Genomic DNA, 13,882 nt, shown 5'->3' with positions numbered 1-13,882 from the left:
GGCTCCCGATTGGGCCGGTGAGGGATCAGTGGCCTTCGGGGTGGGGTGCTTCGTGCGGGAAAGCGCCGCGCTGCGGGGCCTTGTGGACCATGGTGTAGGCATAATCGACGCCCATGCCGTATGCTCCCAGATGCTCGCGCACGATGTCCATCACGCCATTGTAGGTATCGCGATGCGCCCAATCGCGCTGCAGTTCGAGCAGGGCATTGATCGTGGTGAGCGATTGTGCGCCAGCCTGTTCCATGCGCCGCACGGCAGCGTCGTGCGCTTCCTGCGAGGTTCCGCCGGAGGCGTCGGTAACGATGTAGATCTCGAAGCCTTCCTCGATCGCGCAGAGCGTGGGGAACAGCAGGCAGGCCTCGGTCCACAGCGCGGCGATGACCAGCTTCTTCTTCCCGCTCGCCTTGACCTGCGCGACCAATTCGTCGGAATCCCACGAATTCATCGAGGTGCGCTCGATCGGCTTCTGTTGCACCACGTCGAGCAGTTCGGGCCAGATATAGCCCGAGAAACTCTCGGTCTCGACCGCGGTCAGGATGATCGGCACATTGAACAGCTTGGCTGCCTTGGCCAGCGCCACGGTGTTGTTCTTGAGCGTCTGCCGGTCGATGCTGGTGACGCCGAATGCCATCTGCGGCTGGTGGTCGATGAAGATGAACAGCGTATCGTCAGCGTTGATCAGCTTCTGGGAACGGAAGGACATGGAAATTTCTCCTGACGGGGTTTGGGGGTTCAGTGCGCCTGCAGATGCGCTTCGAGGAACCAGAGCTGCTTGTCGGTCTCGCGCGAGACTTGCGTGAACAGATCGGCCGTATCGGCATCGCCGATGACGCCCGCCTGATCGATCGCCTCGCGCACCGCCTTGCCGAAGGCGCCAAGGCTTGCGCTGAGGGCCTTGAGGTGCGCCTCGCCGCCCGTGGCCTCCAGCGGATAGCCATAGAGCGTGGTCGCAGCGGCGGTGGTGGTCACTCGTCCGTCGGCCACATGGCCGAGCGTGGTGATGCGCTCTGCCAGCAGATCGACGAACTGCTCGATCTCGTCGTGCACGGCGTCGAACAGCTGGTGCAGTTGCAGGAAGTGCGGTCCTTTGACGTTCCAGTGGGCCTGCTTGGCCTGTGCCTCGAGGTCGAGCGCGTCTGACAGGCGGGCCTGCAGCAAGCCGCAGGCCTGCTTGCGCACGTGTTCCGAAAGGTCGATGCGGCTGGAGTAGCTCATCGCCTCAAGCCTTGATGAAGGCGATAAGGTCGGCGTTGATCATATCCGGATGGGTTGAGGCCATGCCGTGAGGCAGGCCCGGATAGGTCTTGAGCGTACCCTTCCTGACCAGCTTGATCGCCAAGTGTGCCGAATTGGCAATGGGCACGATCTGGTCGTCCTCGCCATGCATGATCAGCACCGGCACATCGATAGCCTTGAGATCTTCGGTGAAGTCGGTTTCCGAAAAGGCCTTGATGCAATCGTAGTGCGCCTTGGCACCACCCATCATGCCCTGCCGCCACCAGTTGTCGATCAGCCCCTGGCTGACTTTGGCACCGGGACGGTTGAAGCCGTAGAACGGCCCGGTCGGCACATCCTGGAAGAACTGCGCCCGATTGGCGACCAGCGCGGAACGGAAGCCGTCGAACACTTCCATTGGCAGCCCGCCTGGATAAGCGGCTGTCTTCAGCATGATCGGCGGAACTGCGCCGATCAGCACCGCCTTGGCCACGCGGCCGGGCCGGGCGCGGGCCACATAGCGGGCAACTTCGCCACCGCCCGTGGAATGGCCGATATGGACGGCGCCACGCAGGTCGAGGTGATCGGTCAGCGCGGCAACGTCTGCCGCATACGTGTCCATCTCGTTGCCCGTGTCGGTCTGGGACGAACGGCCATGCCCACGCCGGTCATGCGCAATCACGCGGAACCCCTGCTGCAGGAAGAACATCATCTGGTTGTCCCAGTCGTCTGCGCTCAGCGGCCAGCCGTGATGGAACACGATGGGCTGGGCGTTTTTCGGCCCCCAGTCCTTGAAAAAGATCGTCGTGCCGTCCTTGGTGGTGATCGTACCCATCGTGCGTTCTCCTGAAGCGGGCGTATTCGTGGCAAAGGCGATGCCGGGCAGCGCAGTCAGTGCTGTCGCAACCGTGCCGGCAGCCAGAAATCCACGTCTTGGCAAAGTGATAGGTGGTTGGTCCGCTCTGTCGGTCATGTCGGGCGCCCCTCGTTACCTCACGAGAATGATCCGCATTTGCCGCGCCGGATACACCCGGTCGGGGGGGCGTGACGGCCCGCTTTCGGGTGGCTACCCACCACCGCCGCGTCGTGGTAATCTTCGGCGCAGGGACAAACACTTGCCGCTGCCCGGTCGGGCTCGGGCAACGCTGCCAGAGGGCAAGATACGCGCATGTCAGCCGGGAATGCTGCCCCGATACGCATCCTGATTGCCGATGATCACCCCATCCTGCGCGAGGGCATTTGTGCGATCATAGCCTTGCAGACTGACATGGAACTGGTGGGCGAAGCGGCAAACGGCATCGAGGCCGTGCGGCTATACGAAGAATTGCGCCCCGATGTGGTTCTGATGGATCTGCGCATGCCCGAAATGACGGGCGTCGAAGCCATCGTGAAGATCCGCGCTGCACATCCCGATGCCCGGATCATCGTGCTGACCACCTACTCGGGGGATGCAAAGGCGCTGGAGGCGATGCGGGCCGGGGCGGCGGGATTTCTGCTGAAAAGCAGTCTGCGCCGCGAATTGCTCAACGCGATTCGCGTTGTTCATCGCGGGCAGCGCCATCTTCACCCCGATGTTGCGCAGGAGATAGCGCTGCACGCCATCGAGGATCCGCTCAGCCCGCGCGAAGTGGAAATCCTGCAGATGATCGCGGGCGGCCATTCCAACAAGCAAGTGGCGTGGCGGCTGGGCGTGGCCGACGAGACGGTGAAGTCGAACATCAAGAGCATTTTTGCCAAGCTGCATGTCAGCGACCGCACCCATGCCGTGACCACTGCGGCCAAGCGGGGCATCATTGAGCTTTGACGTCAGAGTCATGCAGGTGTGGCGCCTGGCGCTTGCAGGGCTGTTCGCCCTGTTTGTCGTGCCGCTGTCCGGTGCAGTTTCCGAGCCGCAGCCGGATGCACCCGGCGCGCCGCTACGCGGCTTCAAGCTGCGTCACTGGTCGGTCGAAGAGGGGGCGCCAAGCCGCATCAACGCCATCACCCAATCTCAAGACGGCTTCCTGTGGCTGGGCGGCGTGGACGGGTTGTTCCGCTTTGACGGGCTGACTTTCGAACGCATCGGACCTGCGCCTGCCGCGCCAAATCGTATCGTTGTCGCCCGCCTCCTGGCGGCGCGCGATGGCGCGATATGGATCGGCCTTGCCCGTCGCCGCGGCATGCTCGTCTGGCGTGGCGGCAAGCTGATCGACCCCGGCATGCCCAATCCTTCGCGCGAGGTGAATGACATTGCGCAGGGGCCGGACGGTGCGATCTGGGTAAGTCGCGGGGGGCGCAGCGAGACGTCGCTTGCCCGGTGGCACAATGGACAATGGACCGAGTTCGACGCACGCTCCGGCTTGCCGGAAAAACCTGTGTGGAATCCGTTGTTTGCGCGCGATGGAACGCTGTGGCTGACCACCGAGGAGGCCGTCTATCGCAAAGTTGCCGGCCAAGACCGCTTCGAACCCACCGGGATCGTGACACTGCCGCGCGCAACGCTGGCCGAAGGGCCGGATGGCACGATCTGGCTGACCGAAAAGGAACAGACCCGCGCGATAGCCCGGGCGGGCCGTCTGATTGCCGATGGGCCGCGCTTTGCCACCCCGTTCGGCATCCGCACGCTGTTCGACTCCCAAGGTCACATGTGGGGCGCGACCTGGAGCGATGGCGTCTTTCGTGTCGAACACCCTGAACAGGGGATGCATTCCGTGAGAGGTGGCTTGCTGCAACGCCTGAACACGGGCAACGGACTGCTGTCCGATCCCGTGCGAGCCCTGTTCGAGGATCGCGAAGGGAACATCTGGATCGGTGGGGAGATGGGCCTCAACATGCTGCGCCGCGTGCCGGTGGTGACAGCGGCAGGCATTCCATCGAACCCGGCAACCAACCATATGCTGGCTGCAGACAGGGACGGTGTGGTCTATATTGCCGACGACCATGCGCTTTACATGGTTCGGCCAAAGGCTGATCCTGCGCGTGTTCTCAAGTCGGTTCCCATCATCGAAGCGATCTGCGCGCAGGGCGAGGGCATCTGGGTCATCCAGCGCGGCAGGGCGCTGCGGCTGCGGTCCGGCCGGGTACAGCAGACCTTTGCCTTGCCCGACACTTTCGCTGCCAACTCCTGCGGCGAGGATCGCAGTGGTCGCCTGTGGCTGCCTGCATTGCAGAAGGGTCTGTTCGTGCTGGAGCGCAGCAAGACGCAAGCCTTTGCAGGGGTTGCCGGAAAGGATCAGTTGCCGGGCAACGTGGCGATCATGGCCGATGGAAGAGCGGCAATTCACTTTCGCGGGAAAATGCCGGCCAGTGCGGCGCTGCCATTTCTTGCGCTGACCGACAAGTCCGTGCCGAGTGACGGTGTCGAAGGCCTGCTGGCGGGGCGGGACACACTCTACACCAGCGGCGCTGCCGGGCTCGCCGCACCGCTTCTGCGGGGGCAGCCGCTCCTTTCAGCGGTTCAATACCCTTGGGCGAGTTCGCTCAACGGCATTGTGCAGACTGCAGCGGGCGACACGTGGGCCATCGGCGATCTGGGCGTGTTGCGAATGCGTACGGAGGATTTGGGCAAGGCACTAGCGCGGCCGGGCACGCCGTTGCCCTACCGGGTGTTCGATTTCCGCGATGGCCTGGCCAGTTTCGTGCAGAAGTCTTCGGGACAGCAGATCGTTGCCGGGGGTGACGGCCGGATCTGGTTCGCCACACGCGGCAATGTATCGAGCATCGATCCCGCGACGATCCGCCCGAACTTTCGCCCGCCCGACATCGTCATAAAGGGCTTCCGGACCGAACCTGACAGTTTCGTGCCAGGCGCGAAGGCAACGATACCGCCCGGCACAAGCCAGGTGGAAATCGAATACACCGCGACAAGTCTTGCCACGCTGGACAGGGTACGCTTCCGCTATCGCCTGCAGGGCATCCAGCCGGCATGGACCGATGCGGGCAGCCGCAAGGTGGCGGTTTTTCCGGGTCTTGGCCCCGGCACCTACCGCTTCGAGGTGCAGGCAGCGAACGAAGACGGCGTTTGGAGCACACGCCCGGCAGTTGCCGAGTTCACCATCGAGCGTGCCTTTCACCAGACGTGGTGGTTTCGCGTGCTGGCTGCAAGCGCTGTGCTTGGGCTGCTGTACCTCATCTATGACCTGCGATTGAAGCAGGTGAGCGGCCGCATCCACAACCGCATGGGAGCACGAAACGAAGAGCGCGAGCGGATTGCGCGGGAACTGCACGACACCATGATCCAGGGCGTGCAGGGTCTTATCCTGCGCTTTCAGGCCGTAGCAGACCGCTTTGCCGACGATGCAGCGGCACAGGCCTTGCTCAACCCGGCGCTCGAACGCGCCGAAGAGATGCTGGTCGAGGGCCGGGAGCGCGTATCGGGCCTGCGGCGTTCTCGCGTCAGAGATTTTCAGGAAGAACTCGCCAAGCTCATGCGCAGCGACATCTATCCTCAGGATCTGATCGCGCCGCTGAGCGTGCAGCGGCGGCCTCGTACGATTTCCGACGGACTGTTCGATGATTTGCTGGCTGTGCTGGGGGAAGCCCTGAACAATGCGGCTTGCCATTCGCGGGCATCACGCATTGAAGTGGGCCTGCGCTATGGCCGCTGGGAATTCTCTGCTTACGTCCGCGACAATGGCATAGGCATGAGCGCAGAAATCCTCGAGAAGGGTTCGCCGAAAGGTCACTTTGGCGTTCTTGGCATGCGTGAGCGGATGCTGACAATCGGCGGGAAGCTGAGAGTGGAAAGCGCAGAAGGGTTCGGCACCGAGATCCGGCTGACGTTGCCGGCGAAGGTTGCCTACAGTTCGAAACGGGTTCGCACTGCCGAGGCGTTTTCGATAACTTTGTAGGGTAACTTTGGCCCATGCCCGGCAAGAACCACCTGACGACGGCGTGGCAGCCGAGCATCGTCGAGAACATGCTGCAAGTGCGAGCGCTCCGCCCAGCTGCGACAAGTGGCAACCGCCTCGCCTATCCTCAGGTCCTCCTCGCAAAAAAGTTGTCTTCCTGAGGAAGGATTTGTCCGCGCCGTGCCTCTTGTATCGTACAAGGCCAGAAAACGGCCGCACAGGAGGATGCTACGAGAGGCGAGGCGAACACGGAGCTGGCGAAGCGTCGCCAGAGGGCAACGTGGGTTGCGCAACAGCTGCTGCCGCATGAGCGACAGGTCAGGGGCTGGCTTGCGCGCTCCCGCTTGCCCGGCGAGGAGATCGACGAGGTCATGCAAGAAGCCTACTGCAGAATTGCGATGCTCCCGGCGGTCGATCACATTGAGCATCCGGTAGCGTACCTGTACTCCGTAGCCAGAAATCTTGTCTTGCGCCGCATCAAGCGGCAGCAGATCGTCATGCTCGACGTCGTTGCCGACATCGAATGCTTCAGCGATGATTCCCTGCAATCTCCGGAACGTCAGGCCGAGAGCCGCATGGACTACCAGCGGGTCCTCGCCATCATTGCCGGGCTGCCGGAACGTTGCCGGCAAGTGGTTGAGCTGCGCAAGCTGCAGGGCTGGTCCCAGAAGGAGATTGCCGCGCATCTCGGCATCACCGAAAAGGCGGTGGAGAAGCAGATCTGGACCGGGGTCCGGGCAGTCCGTCAGGCGTGGCAGCAGACCGAGGCGGAAGTCGACGCCCTGATCAGCGGTTCGGCACTATCCACCGAACGGCGTGGAGGCCGGGCATGACTTTGCTCACGAGCGGCGCCCGATCTTCAGACGAGGACTTCATCGCGCAGCAGATCGCGCGAATGGACTCCGGCGCATGGACCGCAGCGGACGAGGCTATGCTGCAAACCTGGCTCGACGAGGTTCCCACCCGTCGCGGCCTGTTGTTGCGCATGGAGGCCCAATGGGTTGCACTGGATCCCGCTTCGGCCGAGGCAGACTCCACGGTTGAAGAGCCGGCCGCGCCGGTTGCGATTTCCTCCTTCAGTCGCTGGACCCGACGCGGTTTGATGGGCGCTGCCGCCGCTTCGGTGGTTGGCGGATACCTTGCTTTCCGACTGGGAGACGGTGCGACCAATTTCGAAACCCGGGTGGGCGAGATCCGGCGGCTGCCACTGGCCGACGGTTCGGTGATGACGATGAATTCTGCCAGCCAGATCAAGGTCAACCTTGCGCAGGACGTCCGCCAGATCGCCCTGCTTCAGGGCGAGGCTTGGTTCGAGGTCGCCAAGGACGCCAAGCGCCCGTTCATTGTCCAGGTCGGCGATGTGCAAGTCCGCGCTGTCGGCACGGCGTTCTCGGTCAGGACCCGGGGAACGGCTGTGGAAGTGCTTGTAACCGAAGGCGTGGTGGAGACTTCCGCCCGGCACGACAGCAAGTTGCAGCTGACCCTGAAGGGAGGCGATCGGGCGATTGTCGGCGCAAGTGCGCTGGTCGATTTTGAAACCGGCCAGTCGACCAACGTCGACCGCGCGCTGGCTTGGCGCAGCGGCATGATCGACCTGAACGGTACGCCACTTTCCAGCGCCGCCGAGGAATTCAACCGCTATAACCAGCGCCAGATCGTCATTGCCGATCCGGCGATCGCAGCCGAACAGTTCGACGGTCTGTTTCGGGTGAATGATCCGGATGGTTTTGCAGAAGCGGTCAAGGCCAGCCTTGGGGTTAGCATCAACACCACAGAGCCCGGGATCATCAGAATAGAGTGAGGCAGCCGGAAAAAAGATCGGAAGTAAATCTTTTTTGGAAGGATTTCCGTTTCTGGGTGCTCTTGTTTGCACAGGCATAAGCAAAAGCCTGGCAAGCCTGAATATGGGAGGGAATAATGTCGGTTTCGAGAAATCTACTGCTTGCTTCGTCAGCTATTGTTTGCGCGATCTCTTCGCAAGCTGAAGCTGCTGCGCAGACCCGGCAGTTCTCCATCGATGCCCAACCCGCCGAAACGGCGATCAGCATCCTTGGCCGACAGGGCGATGTTCAGGTCATTGCCGCCAGAAAGATTACGCGCTCGATCCGCACCAATGCCGTGCGTGGCGAAATGAGCGTAGGTGAAGCGCTCAATCGGCTGCTTTCAGGGACGGGCCTCGCCGCACGCCAGTTGGGCAACGGATCCTATGCCATCGTTGCGAGAAATCCGTCGACCACGGTGACGTCTCGGCCTGTAGCCCTGACCCGCGCCTCGGCTTTGACGCCGGCTGGCGAGATGACACCGGTGGCGGCCGCTGCCGCGCCCCAAGCTGCGGCCGAAGGGGCGATGCAGGATGCTCCCGTCCAGCAGCCGGAAATCGTGGTGAGCGGCTTTCGCGGCAGCCTTGTTCGCGCCCAGGATATCAAGCGGAAGTCGATAAACCTGACCGAGAGCATTCTGGCCGAAGACATGGCCAAGATGCCGGACCTCAACCTTTCGGAGTCGATCCAGCGCCTGCCCGGCGTGGCGATCTCCCGCGAAGGTGGCGAAGGGCGCAACATCACCTTGCGCGGTTTTGCCCCGGATTTCACGCGCACAACGCTGAATGGAATGGAGGTCCCTGCCAGCAGCGACGGCCTGGATTCGGGCGGCTTCACCATCAATGCCGGCCGTGCGTTCGACTTCCACATCTTCGCATCGGAGCTGTTCAACCGGGTCGATGTCCAGAAGACGCAGCGGGCATCGATCGAAGAAGGCGGTATTGCCGGTACGGTCGATCTCTATTCGGCAAAGCCGTTTGATTTCAACAAGCCGCAGGCCGTGGTCTCGGCACAGGGCGGCTACAACTCGATCACGCGCAAGGTCGACCCCCGCGTCACCGCCATGCTTTCCGACCAGTTTGCCGATGGCAAGGTGGGCGTGCTGGTGTCTGCCGCCTACTCGGAACGCACCGTTTATCAGGAAGGCTTCGGTTCGGTCCGCTGGACATCGCCGTTCGTCAATGGCGACAGCTGGGCCGACACCAATCCCGTCGTGTCCGGAACGCCGGTCGACTGCCCTGCCGCTGACAATCTGGACTGCCTGTGGGCGCCGCGGCTGCCGCGCGCCGACTTCTTCGGCAACAACCAGAAGCGCCTCGGCCTGACCGGCTCTCTGCAGTTCCGTCCGACGGACACCCTGGAAGTGAGCTTCGACGGGCTCTTCTCGCGCCTGGAGAACGACCGCCTCAGCTATAATTCGATGGAGTGGCTGCTGACGCATGGCCCGGCAGGGAATTTCGTCGGCCAGACGCCGCGTTCGTTCAAGATCGCGCCGGATGGCAAGCAGCTGATTGCGGCGTCGTTTGACGATGTCACTTCGTGGTATGAGAGCCGGCACCAGACCTCGGTCTCGAAGTTTCAGCAGTACGTGGCATCGGCCAAGTGGCAGGCTTCAGACAACCTCAAGCTGGATGTCATGGCCGGCAAGGCGCGCGACGCGGCCGATCGCGAGGAGCTGCGCTTCTATGCCCGCTCGGTCCCGCACTTCTACTCGTATGACTTCTCGAAGAGCCAGGACGTGCCGGTCCTGAGCTATGGCAATTACGATCCGAACAATGCGGCAAACTTCGTCAATGCGCTGACAGCGGCCAATCGCCTGAACAAGGTGATCAAGGACAACTTCACCACCAAGGGCAACCTTGTCCTCGAGGCCGGCAACATCACCGCGCGCACCGGCGTGGCCTACAACCGCCGGTCGGTTGCCTACTCCGAAGCGCAGGGCAACCTGCCGAGCTTTGCGCCGCAGTCCTACCTGCAGGCATTCCCGATCTCGAATTTCGGCAAGGGCGTGGTGTCGGGCGGCCTGCCTACATTCGCCGTCTTCGACTTTGACAAGGTGGCTTCGTCAAACCTCATCTCGGACAATTACACGCCCAATACGGCTGCCGGCTGGGAAGTGATCGAGAAGACGCTGGGCGGCTATGGCGAAGTCACCGGGGAGTTCGATCTCGGCGGCATGGTCCTGCGCGCCAACGGCGGTGTCCGCTACGTGAAGACCAGTATCGATTCACGGGCGACCATTGCCGGTTCTCCGGTTTCGGTGAAGCGCAGCTACGACAATTTCCTGCCGTCGCTCAATCTCGCGCTGAACATCACGCCCGACATCGTGGCGCGAGCCGCTTACGCCCGCTCCATGACGCGGCCGGGGCTGGGCTCTCTCAACATCGCCGCCCCGACCTTCGAATATACGACAAGGACAGTCGGCAATCTCGGCAACCCGGACCTCAAGCCGTACCTTTCCAACGATTACGACGTCGGGCTGGAATGGTACTTCAGCAAGGGTGGCCTTGTCGCTGTCGGCCTGTTCAAGAAGGATATCATCAGCTCGCTCAGCACGGCGGTGGTGACCAAGCCGGTGCCGCAGGAATACTGGCAGGCAATCTATGCCGATCCCCGCTACGACGCCTCCTACAACGCGGACCCCGCCAAGGTTCCATACACCTTCTTCCAGGCGGTCAACACTCCGGGCGGCAACAGCGTAAAGGGTGTCGAAGTCACGCTCAACGCGCCGTTCACGTTCCTGCCGGGCGTCCTGTCCTACTTCGGCGTGGCATCGAACTACACCCATGTATCCGCGCGGGATTCAACGGGACTTTCGCCCAATTCCTACAATTTCACGGGCTATTTTGACACCGGTAGCATGGGGGTTCGCGTTTCCGTCAACAAGCGCGACGACTATCTGCTGAGTGAACCGGGCGGAAACGGCCACGTTCAGGAGCGCAAATATGGTCCGACACATGTCGACCTGTCGGCCTATTACAACATCACGCCCAAGTTGACCCTGACGGTACAGGGCATCAACATCACGAACGAGAAGGAGCGGATATACGGCACTGGCGATGGCAGCCAGTATCTGGTGCGCGAGTTCTCGCGGACGGGTGCGCAGTGGTTCGTCGGAGCGCGCTACCAGTTCTGACGATGACCGGGCCGTCCGCAAATCCCCTCGCGGGCGGCCCCCTTGTATGAAAGCGGCCGGTTGATGACGCTGTTAAGGATGGCACTCGCGGCGGCTGCAATTGCCTACGGGCTGACAGGTTGGATGCCGGCAACCGCAAGAGAGGTGGACGACAGCTATACCGTCGCCCAGCGCTTCGAGCAGTACAGGAACCAGTACAGCGGGATCAGCTGGCCGGCAGTGACCCTTGCCGAGGGACAGGAGATCCTGTTCGACCGTCGTTACAAGCGCTTGTCCGATCGCAGCCTTGGCCTTGATGTCTTCCTGCCGTCGCAGAAACGGCGGCTGGGCACGGCACTGGTGCTGCTTCACGGAGGTGCCTGGCGGTCGGGCGACAAGAGCCACTTCTACGCACTGGCCAGCCACCTCGCCGGAATGGGCCATGCTGTTGTTCTTCCCGAATATCGCCTCGCGCCCGAGGCCCGTTACCCTGCCGGGATGGCCGACGCCGCAGACGCCTTGCGCTGGGTGCACGACAATGCGGCGCGCTTTGGCATCAAGCCCGATCGGGTAGCCGTGGGCGGCGCCTCATCCGGCGGACAGATGGCGGCGTTGCTCGCATATGATGCAAGCTTACGCACCGATGCGGCGGGCCGTGCAGCACCGGTCGCTGCTCTGGTCGATCTCGACGGGGTGCTCGACATGACCGATCCGCTGGCGTTGCAGTTCGAGAATGCGGCGGGCGACAAGTCGCCGTTTGCGCAATGGGTCGGCGGATCGTTCGAAAGCTCCCCGCAGACCTGGATCGAGGCGAGTGCGGGGCGTCATGTTTCGCAGACGTCTCCGCCGACCCTCATCCTGGGCAGCGGCATCCCGCGCTTCACCGCAGGGAAAGTGGCAGTGCTCGCGGCCTTGCAAAGTCATGGAACGCAGGCGGAAGCGTACGATCTGGCCAATGCGCCGCATGATTTCTGGCTTTTTGAACCATGGCTGACCCCCACCGCGCGCAGGATCGACCGGTTCTTGCGCGCGGTGATGGGCTTCGGCCAGAACGGGGACAGGCGATGAAGTTCTGCTTGGGAGTTCTGGCAGCTGCACTGCTCGGCGGAGCGCCCGTTCTGGCCAATGCTGCAGCCGACACATACGCGGTTGCACAGGATTGCACGCGCTCTGCCCTGCCTTGCTACACCTCGCTGCAGTTGGCGTTGGATGCGGCTGAACGGGATCGTTCGGACCGGTGGATCGAGATCCGGGTCATGCCGGGCGATTACGAAGAGAAGCCCGTGATCAGGCGCAACCGCGTCAAGATCGTGGGCGCGGGGCGGAGCGTCAGCCGCATCCATTTCGGCGCCGTCGCACAAACGTCAGGCCGCTATCACCGCGCCAATTGGGGAACGCCGGGATCGGCCACGCTCACGATCAATGCCGCCAAAGTGAGCATTTCCGGCATCACGATCGAGAACACGTTTGACTATCTGGCCAACGATGCGCTGGCTGCCAGCGACGCGGGCAAGATTGCCAACCCGCAAGCCGTTGCGCTTCTTCTTGATGTGGCCAGCGACAGCGTGGCGATCAGCGATGCCGCGATACTCGGCTATCAGGATACCCTGTTCACCAACGGCGGCCGGGCCCGGATTGCGCGCTCGCTGATTGCCGGCAATATCGACTTCATCTTCGGCAACGGCCAGCTATTGATCGAGAACAGCGAAATCCGGACGAGGAAGAGAGCCGCGGAAATCGCCCCTGGCGATTTTCATTCGTTTGTTGCGGCGCCCTCCACGCCGCTTTCCCAGTCGACGGGCCTTGTGATCTATCGCAGCCGCCTGACGCGCGAGGCGGGCGTGCCGGACGCTTCGGTCGCGCTGGCCCGACCATGGCATCCGACAAAGCGCTTTGCCGATGGCCGCTACGCCGATCCTGAAGCTGTCGGCCATGCGCTGTTTGTCGATTGCCACATGGACGCGCATATTCACCCTGACCACTGGGCGCCGATGAATGGAACCTCGAGAGACGGCACCATGAGCACCGTCTTCCGCCCGCAAGACGCGCGCTTTGCCGAAAGAGGCTCGACCGGTCCCGGAGCGGCGTCGAAGCCAATCGGGATGACCTGGAGCGACGCACGTTCCCTGCAGGAAATCTGGCAGGAATTCGCCGGTATCGCGCTCGGCCACTAGCAGACCTGAGCAGACCTGCCCCACACTTGCCTGCCAACGGCCGGAGTATGGGGCCAGTGAGGCTATTGCGGCCGCCAACTGCTGGTAAGCAGCCCGCCTTCCCCGAACAGCGCGATCATTGGCGTGTCGGTTTTGGCGGCGCGGGAGAGCTTGTCGGCGAGGGGGTCGTCGACGGGGCCGTTGTGGCCTTGCAGGTGGTGGATCCAGGCGCTCAGGCCTTCGCGGATGGCGGGGCAGGTGCGGCCGTGAGCCTCGTTGTGCGCGAGCGTTTCCAACCAGCGCTGCGGGATCTTCTGCGAGCCGTCCATGGCGATCTGGATCAGGCGGTGGTTGAGGCTGGGGTTGGCGAAGCGGGCGATGAGCGCGTCGGCATAGGCGGCAAGGTCCTGCCCCGGCGCGGTCGTGATCGTCGGCGCGGCTTCGTTGCGCATGAGTTGCTCGGCAAGGCTGCGCAAGGCAGGGTCGGCAATGGCTTCGTGGACATATTCATGGCCCGCGCGCAGCCCGCAATAGGCCAGCAGCGAGTGCGCACCGTTGAGCATGCGCAGCTTGGCCGTCTCGTAAGGGGCGACCTCGGTGACCAGTTGCGCGCCGACCGCTTCCCAGCGCGGGCGGGGCCCGGCAAAGCGGTCCTCGATCACCCACTGGCTGAACGGTTCGGTGACGACGCAGGCCTCATCCTGGCAGGCTTCGTCTTCAAGACCGCCCAGCGCTGCTGCCACCGCCGCG

General features: G+C 63.0%; 10 protein-coding genes and 1 pseudogene. 7 read left to right on the top strand and 4 right to left on the bottom strand.

Annotated elements, in window-relative coordinates:
* Window positions 1-25 precede the first annotated feature (25 nt).
* From HGI46_RS14110 to HGI46_RS14100, 3 genes are read right to left on the bottom strand one after another with little or no spacing between them, the layout of a single operon-like run.
* Window positions 26-703, bottom strand: a complete 678-nt coding sequence (locus HGI46_RS14110; protein WP_118075042.1) for a hydrolase — start codon at window positions 701-703, stop codon at window positions 26-28.
* A gap of 29 nt (window positions 704-732) precedes the next feature.
* Window positions 733-1,215, bottom strand: coding sequence for a DNA starvation/stationary phase protection protein Dps (gene dps, locus HGI46_RS14105; RefSeq protein ID WP_168904747.1), 483 nt, complete (start codon window positions 1,213-1,215; stop codon window positions 733-735).
* 4 nt (window positions 1,216-1,219) lie between these two features.
* Window positions 1,220-2,050: an alpha/beta hydrolase gene (locus HGI46_RS14100; protein WP_206065749.1), complete on the bottom strand. Its 831-nt coding sequence runs from the start codon at window positions 2,048-2,050 to the stop codon at window positions 1,220-1,222.
* Between the two features lie 333 nt (window positions 2,051-2,383).
* Between HGI46_RS14100 and HGI46_RS14095 the strand changes: the two genes are divergently transcribed.
* The 7 genes from HGI46_RS14095 to HGI46_RS14065 all read left to right on the top strand — a co-directional run bounded on the left by HGI46_RS14095 (window position 2,384) and on the right by HGI46_RS14065 (window position 13,153).
* On the top strand, window positions 2,384-3,019 hold the full coding sequence (locus HGI46_RS14095) for a response regulator transcription factor (protein ID WP_118075039.1): 636 nt from the start codon (window positions 2,384-2,386) through the stop codon (window positions 3,017-3,019).
* Window positions 3,020-3,029: 10 nt separating this feature from the next.
* Entirely contained in the window at window positions 3,030-6,044 is a 3,015-nt protein-coding gene (locus HGI46_RS14090; RefSeq protein WP_206065740.1) for a sensor histidine kinase, read from the top strand.
* Window positions 6,045-6,298: 254 nt separating this feature from the next.
* Window positions 6,299-6,877, top strand: a complete 579-nt coding sequence (locus HGI46_RS14085; protein ID WP_346766747.1) for a sigma-70 family RNA polymerase sigma factor — start codon at window positions 6,299-6,301, stop codon at window positions 6,875-6,877.
* A complete protein-coding gene (locus tag HGI46_RS14080) occupies window positions 6,874-7,845 on the top strand; it encodes a FecR domain-containing protein (RefSeq protein ID WP_168904744.1) in 972 nt (323 codons plus the stop codon). The genes HGI46_RS14085 and HGI46_RS14080 overlap by 4 nt, the downstream gene beginning before the upstream one ends.
* Window positions 7,846-7,961: 116 nt before the next feature.
* Window positions 7,962-11,000: a TonB-dependent receptor gene (locus tag HGI46_RS14075; protein ID WP_168904743.1), complete on the top strand. Its 3,039-nt coding sequence runs from the start codon at window positions 7,962-7,964 to the stop codon at window positions 10,998-11,000.
* 78 nt (window positions 11,001-11,078) lie between these two features.
* Complete coding sequence (locus tag HGI46_RS14070; RefSeq protein WP_240946778.1) at window positions 11,079-12,047, top strand: alpha/beta hydrolase; 969 nt, start codon at window positions 11,079-11,081, stop codon at window positions 12,045-12,047.
* The gene (locus HGI46_RS14065) at window positions 11,966-13,153 is read left to right on the top strand and encodes a pectinesterase family protein (protein ID WP_240946777.1); all 1,188 of its coding nucleotides are present in this window, start codon (window positions 11,966-11,968) and stop codon (window positions 13,151-13,153) included. Before HGI46_RS14070 ends, HGI46_RS14065 begins: the two co-directional genes overlap by 82 nt.
* A 62-nt stretch (window positions 13,154-13,215) precedes the next feature.
* Here the strand turns inward: HGI46_RS14065 and HGI46_RS14060 are convergent.
* Window positions 13,216-13,882 (bottom strand): annotated as a pseudogene (locus tag HGI46_RS14060) (mannitol dehydrogenase family protein); the annotation flags it as partial.

Origin of the sequence: Novosphingobium sp. ERW19, from assembly GCF_012641315.1 — a bacterium.
In the GTDB taxonomy this organism is placed as follows: Bacteria; Pseudomonadota; Alphaproteobacteria; order Sphingomonadales; family Sphingomonadaceae; genus Novosphingobium.
The sequence above is the reverse complement of the archived record's forward strand: the minus strand, read 5'-3'. Positions and strand labels throughout refer to the sequence as shown.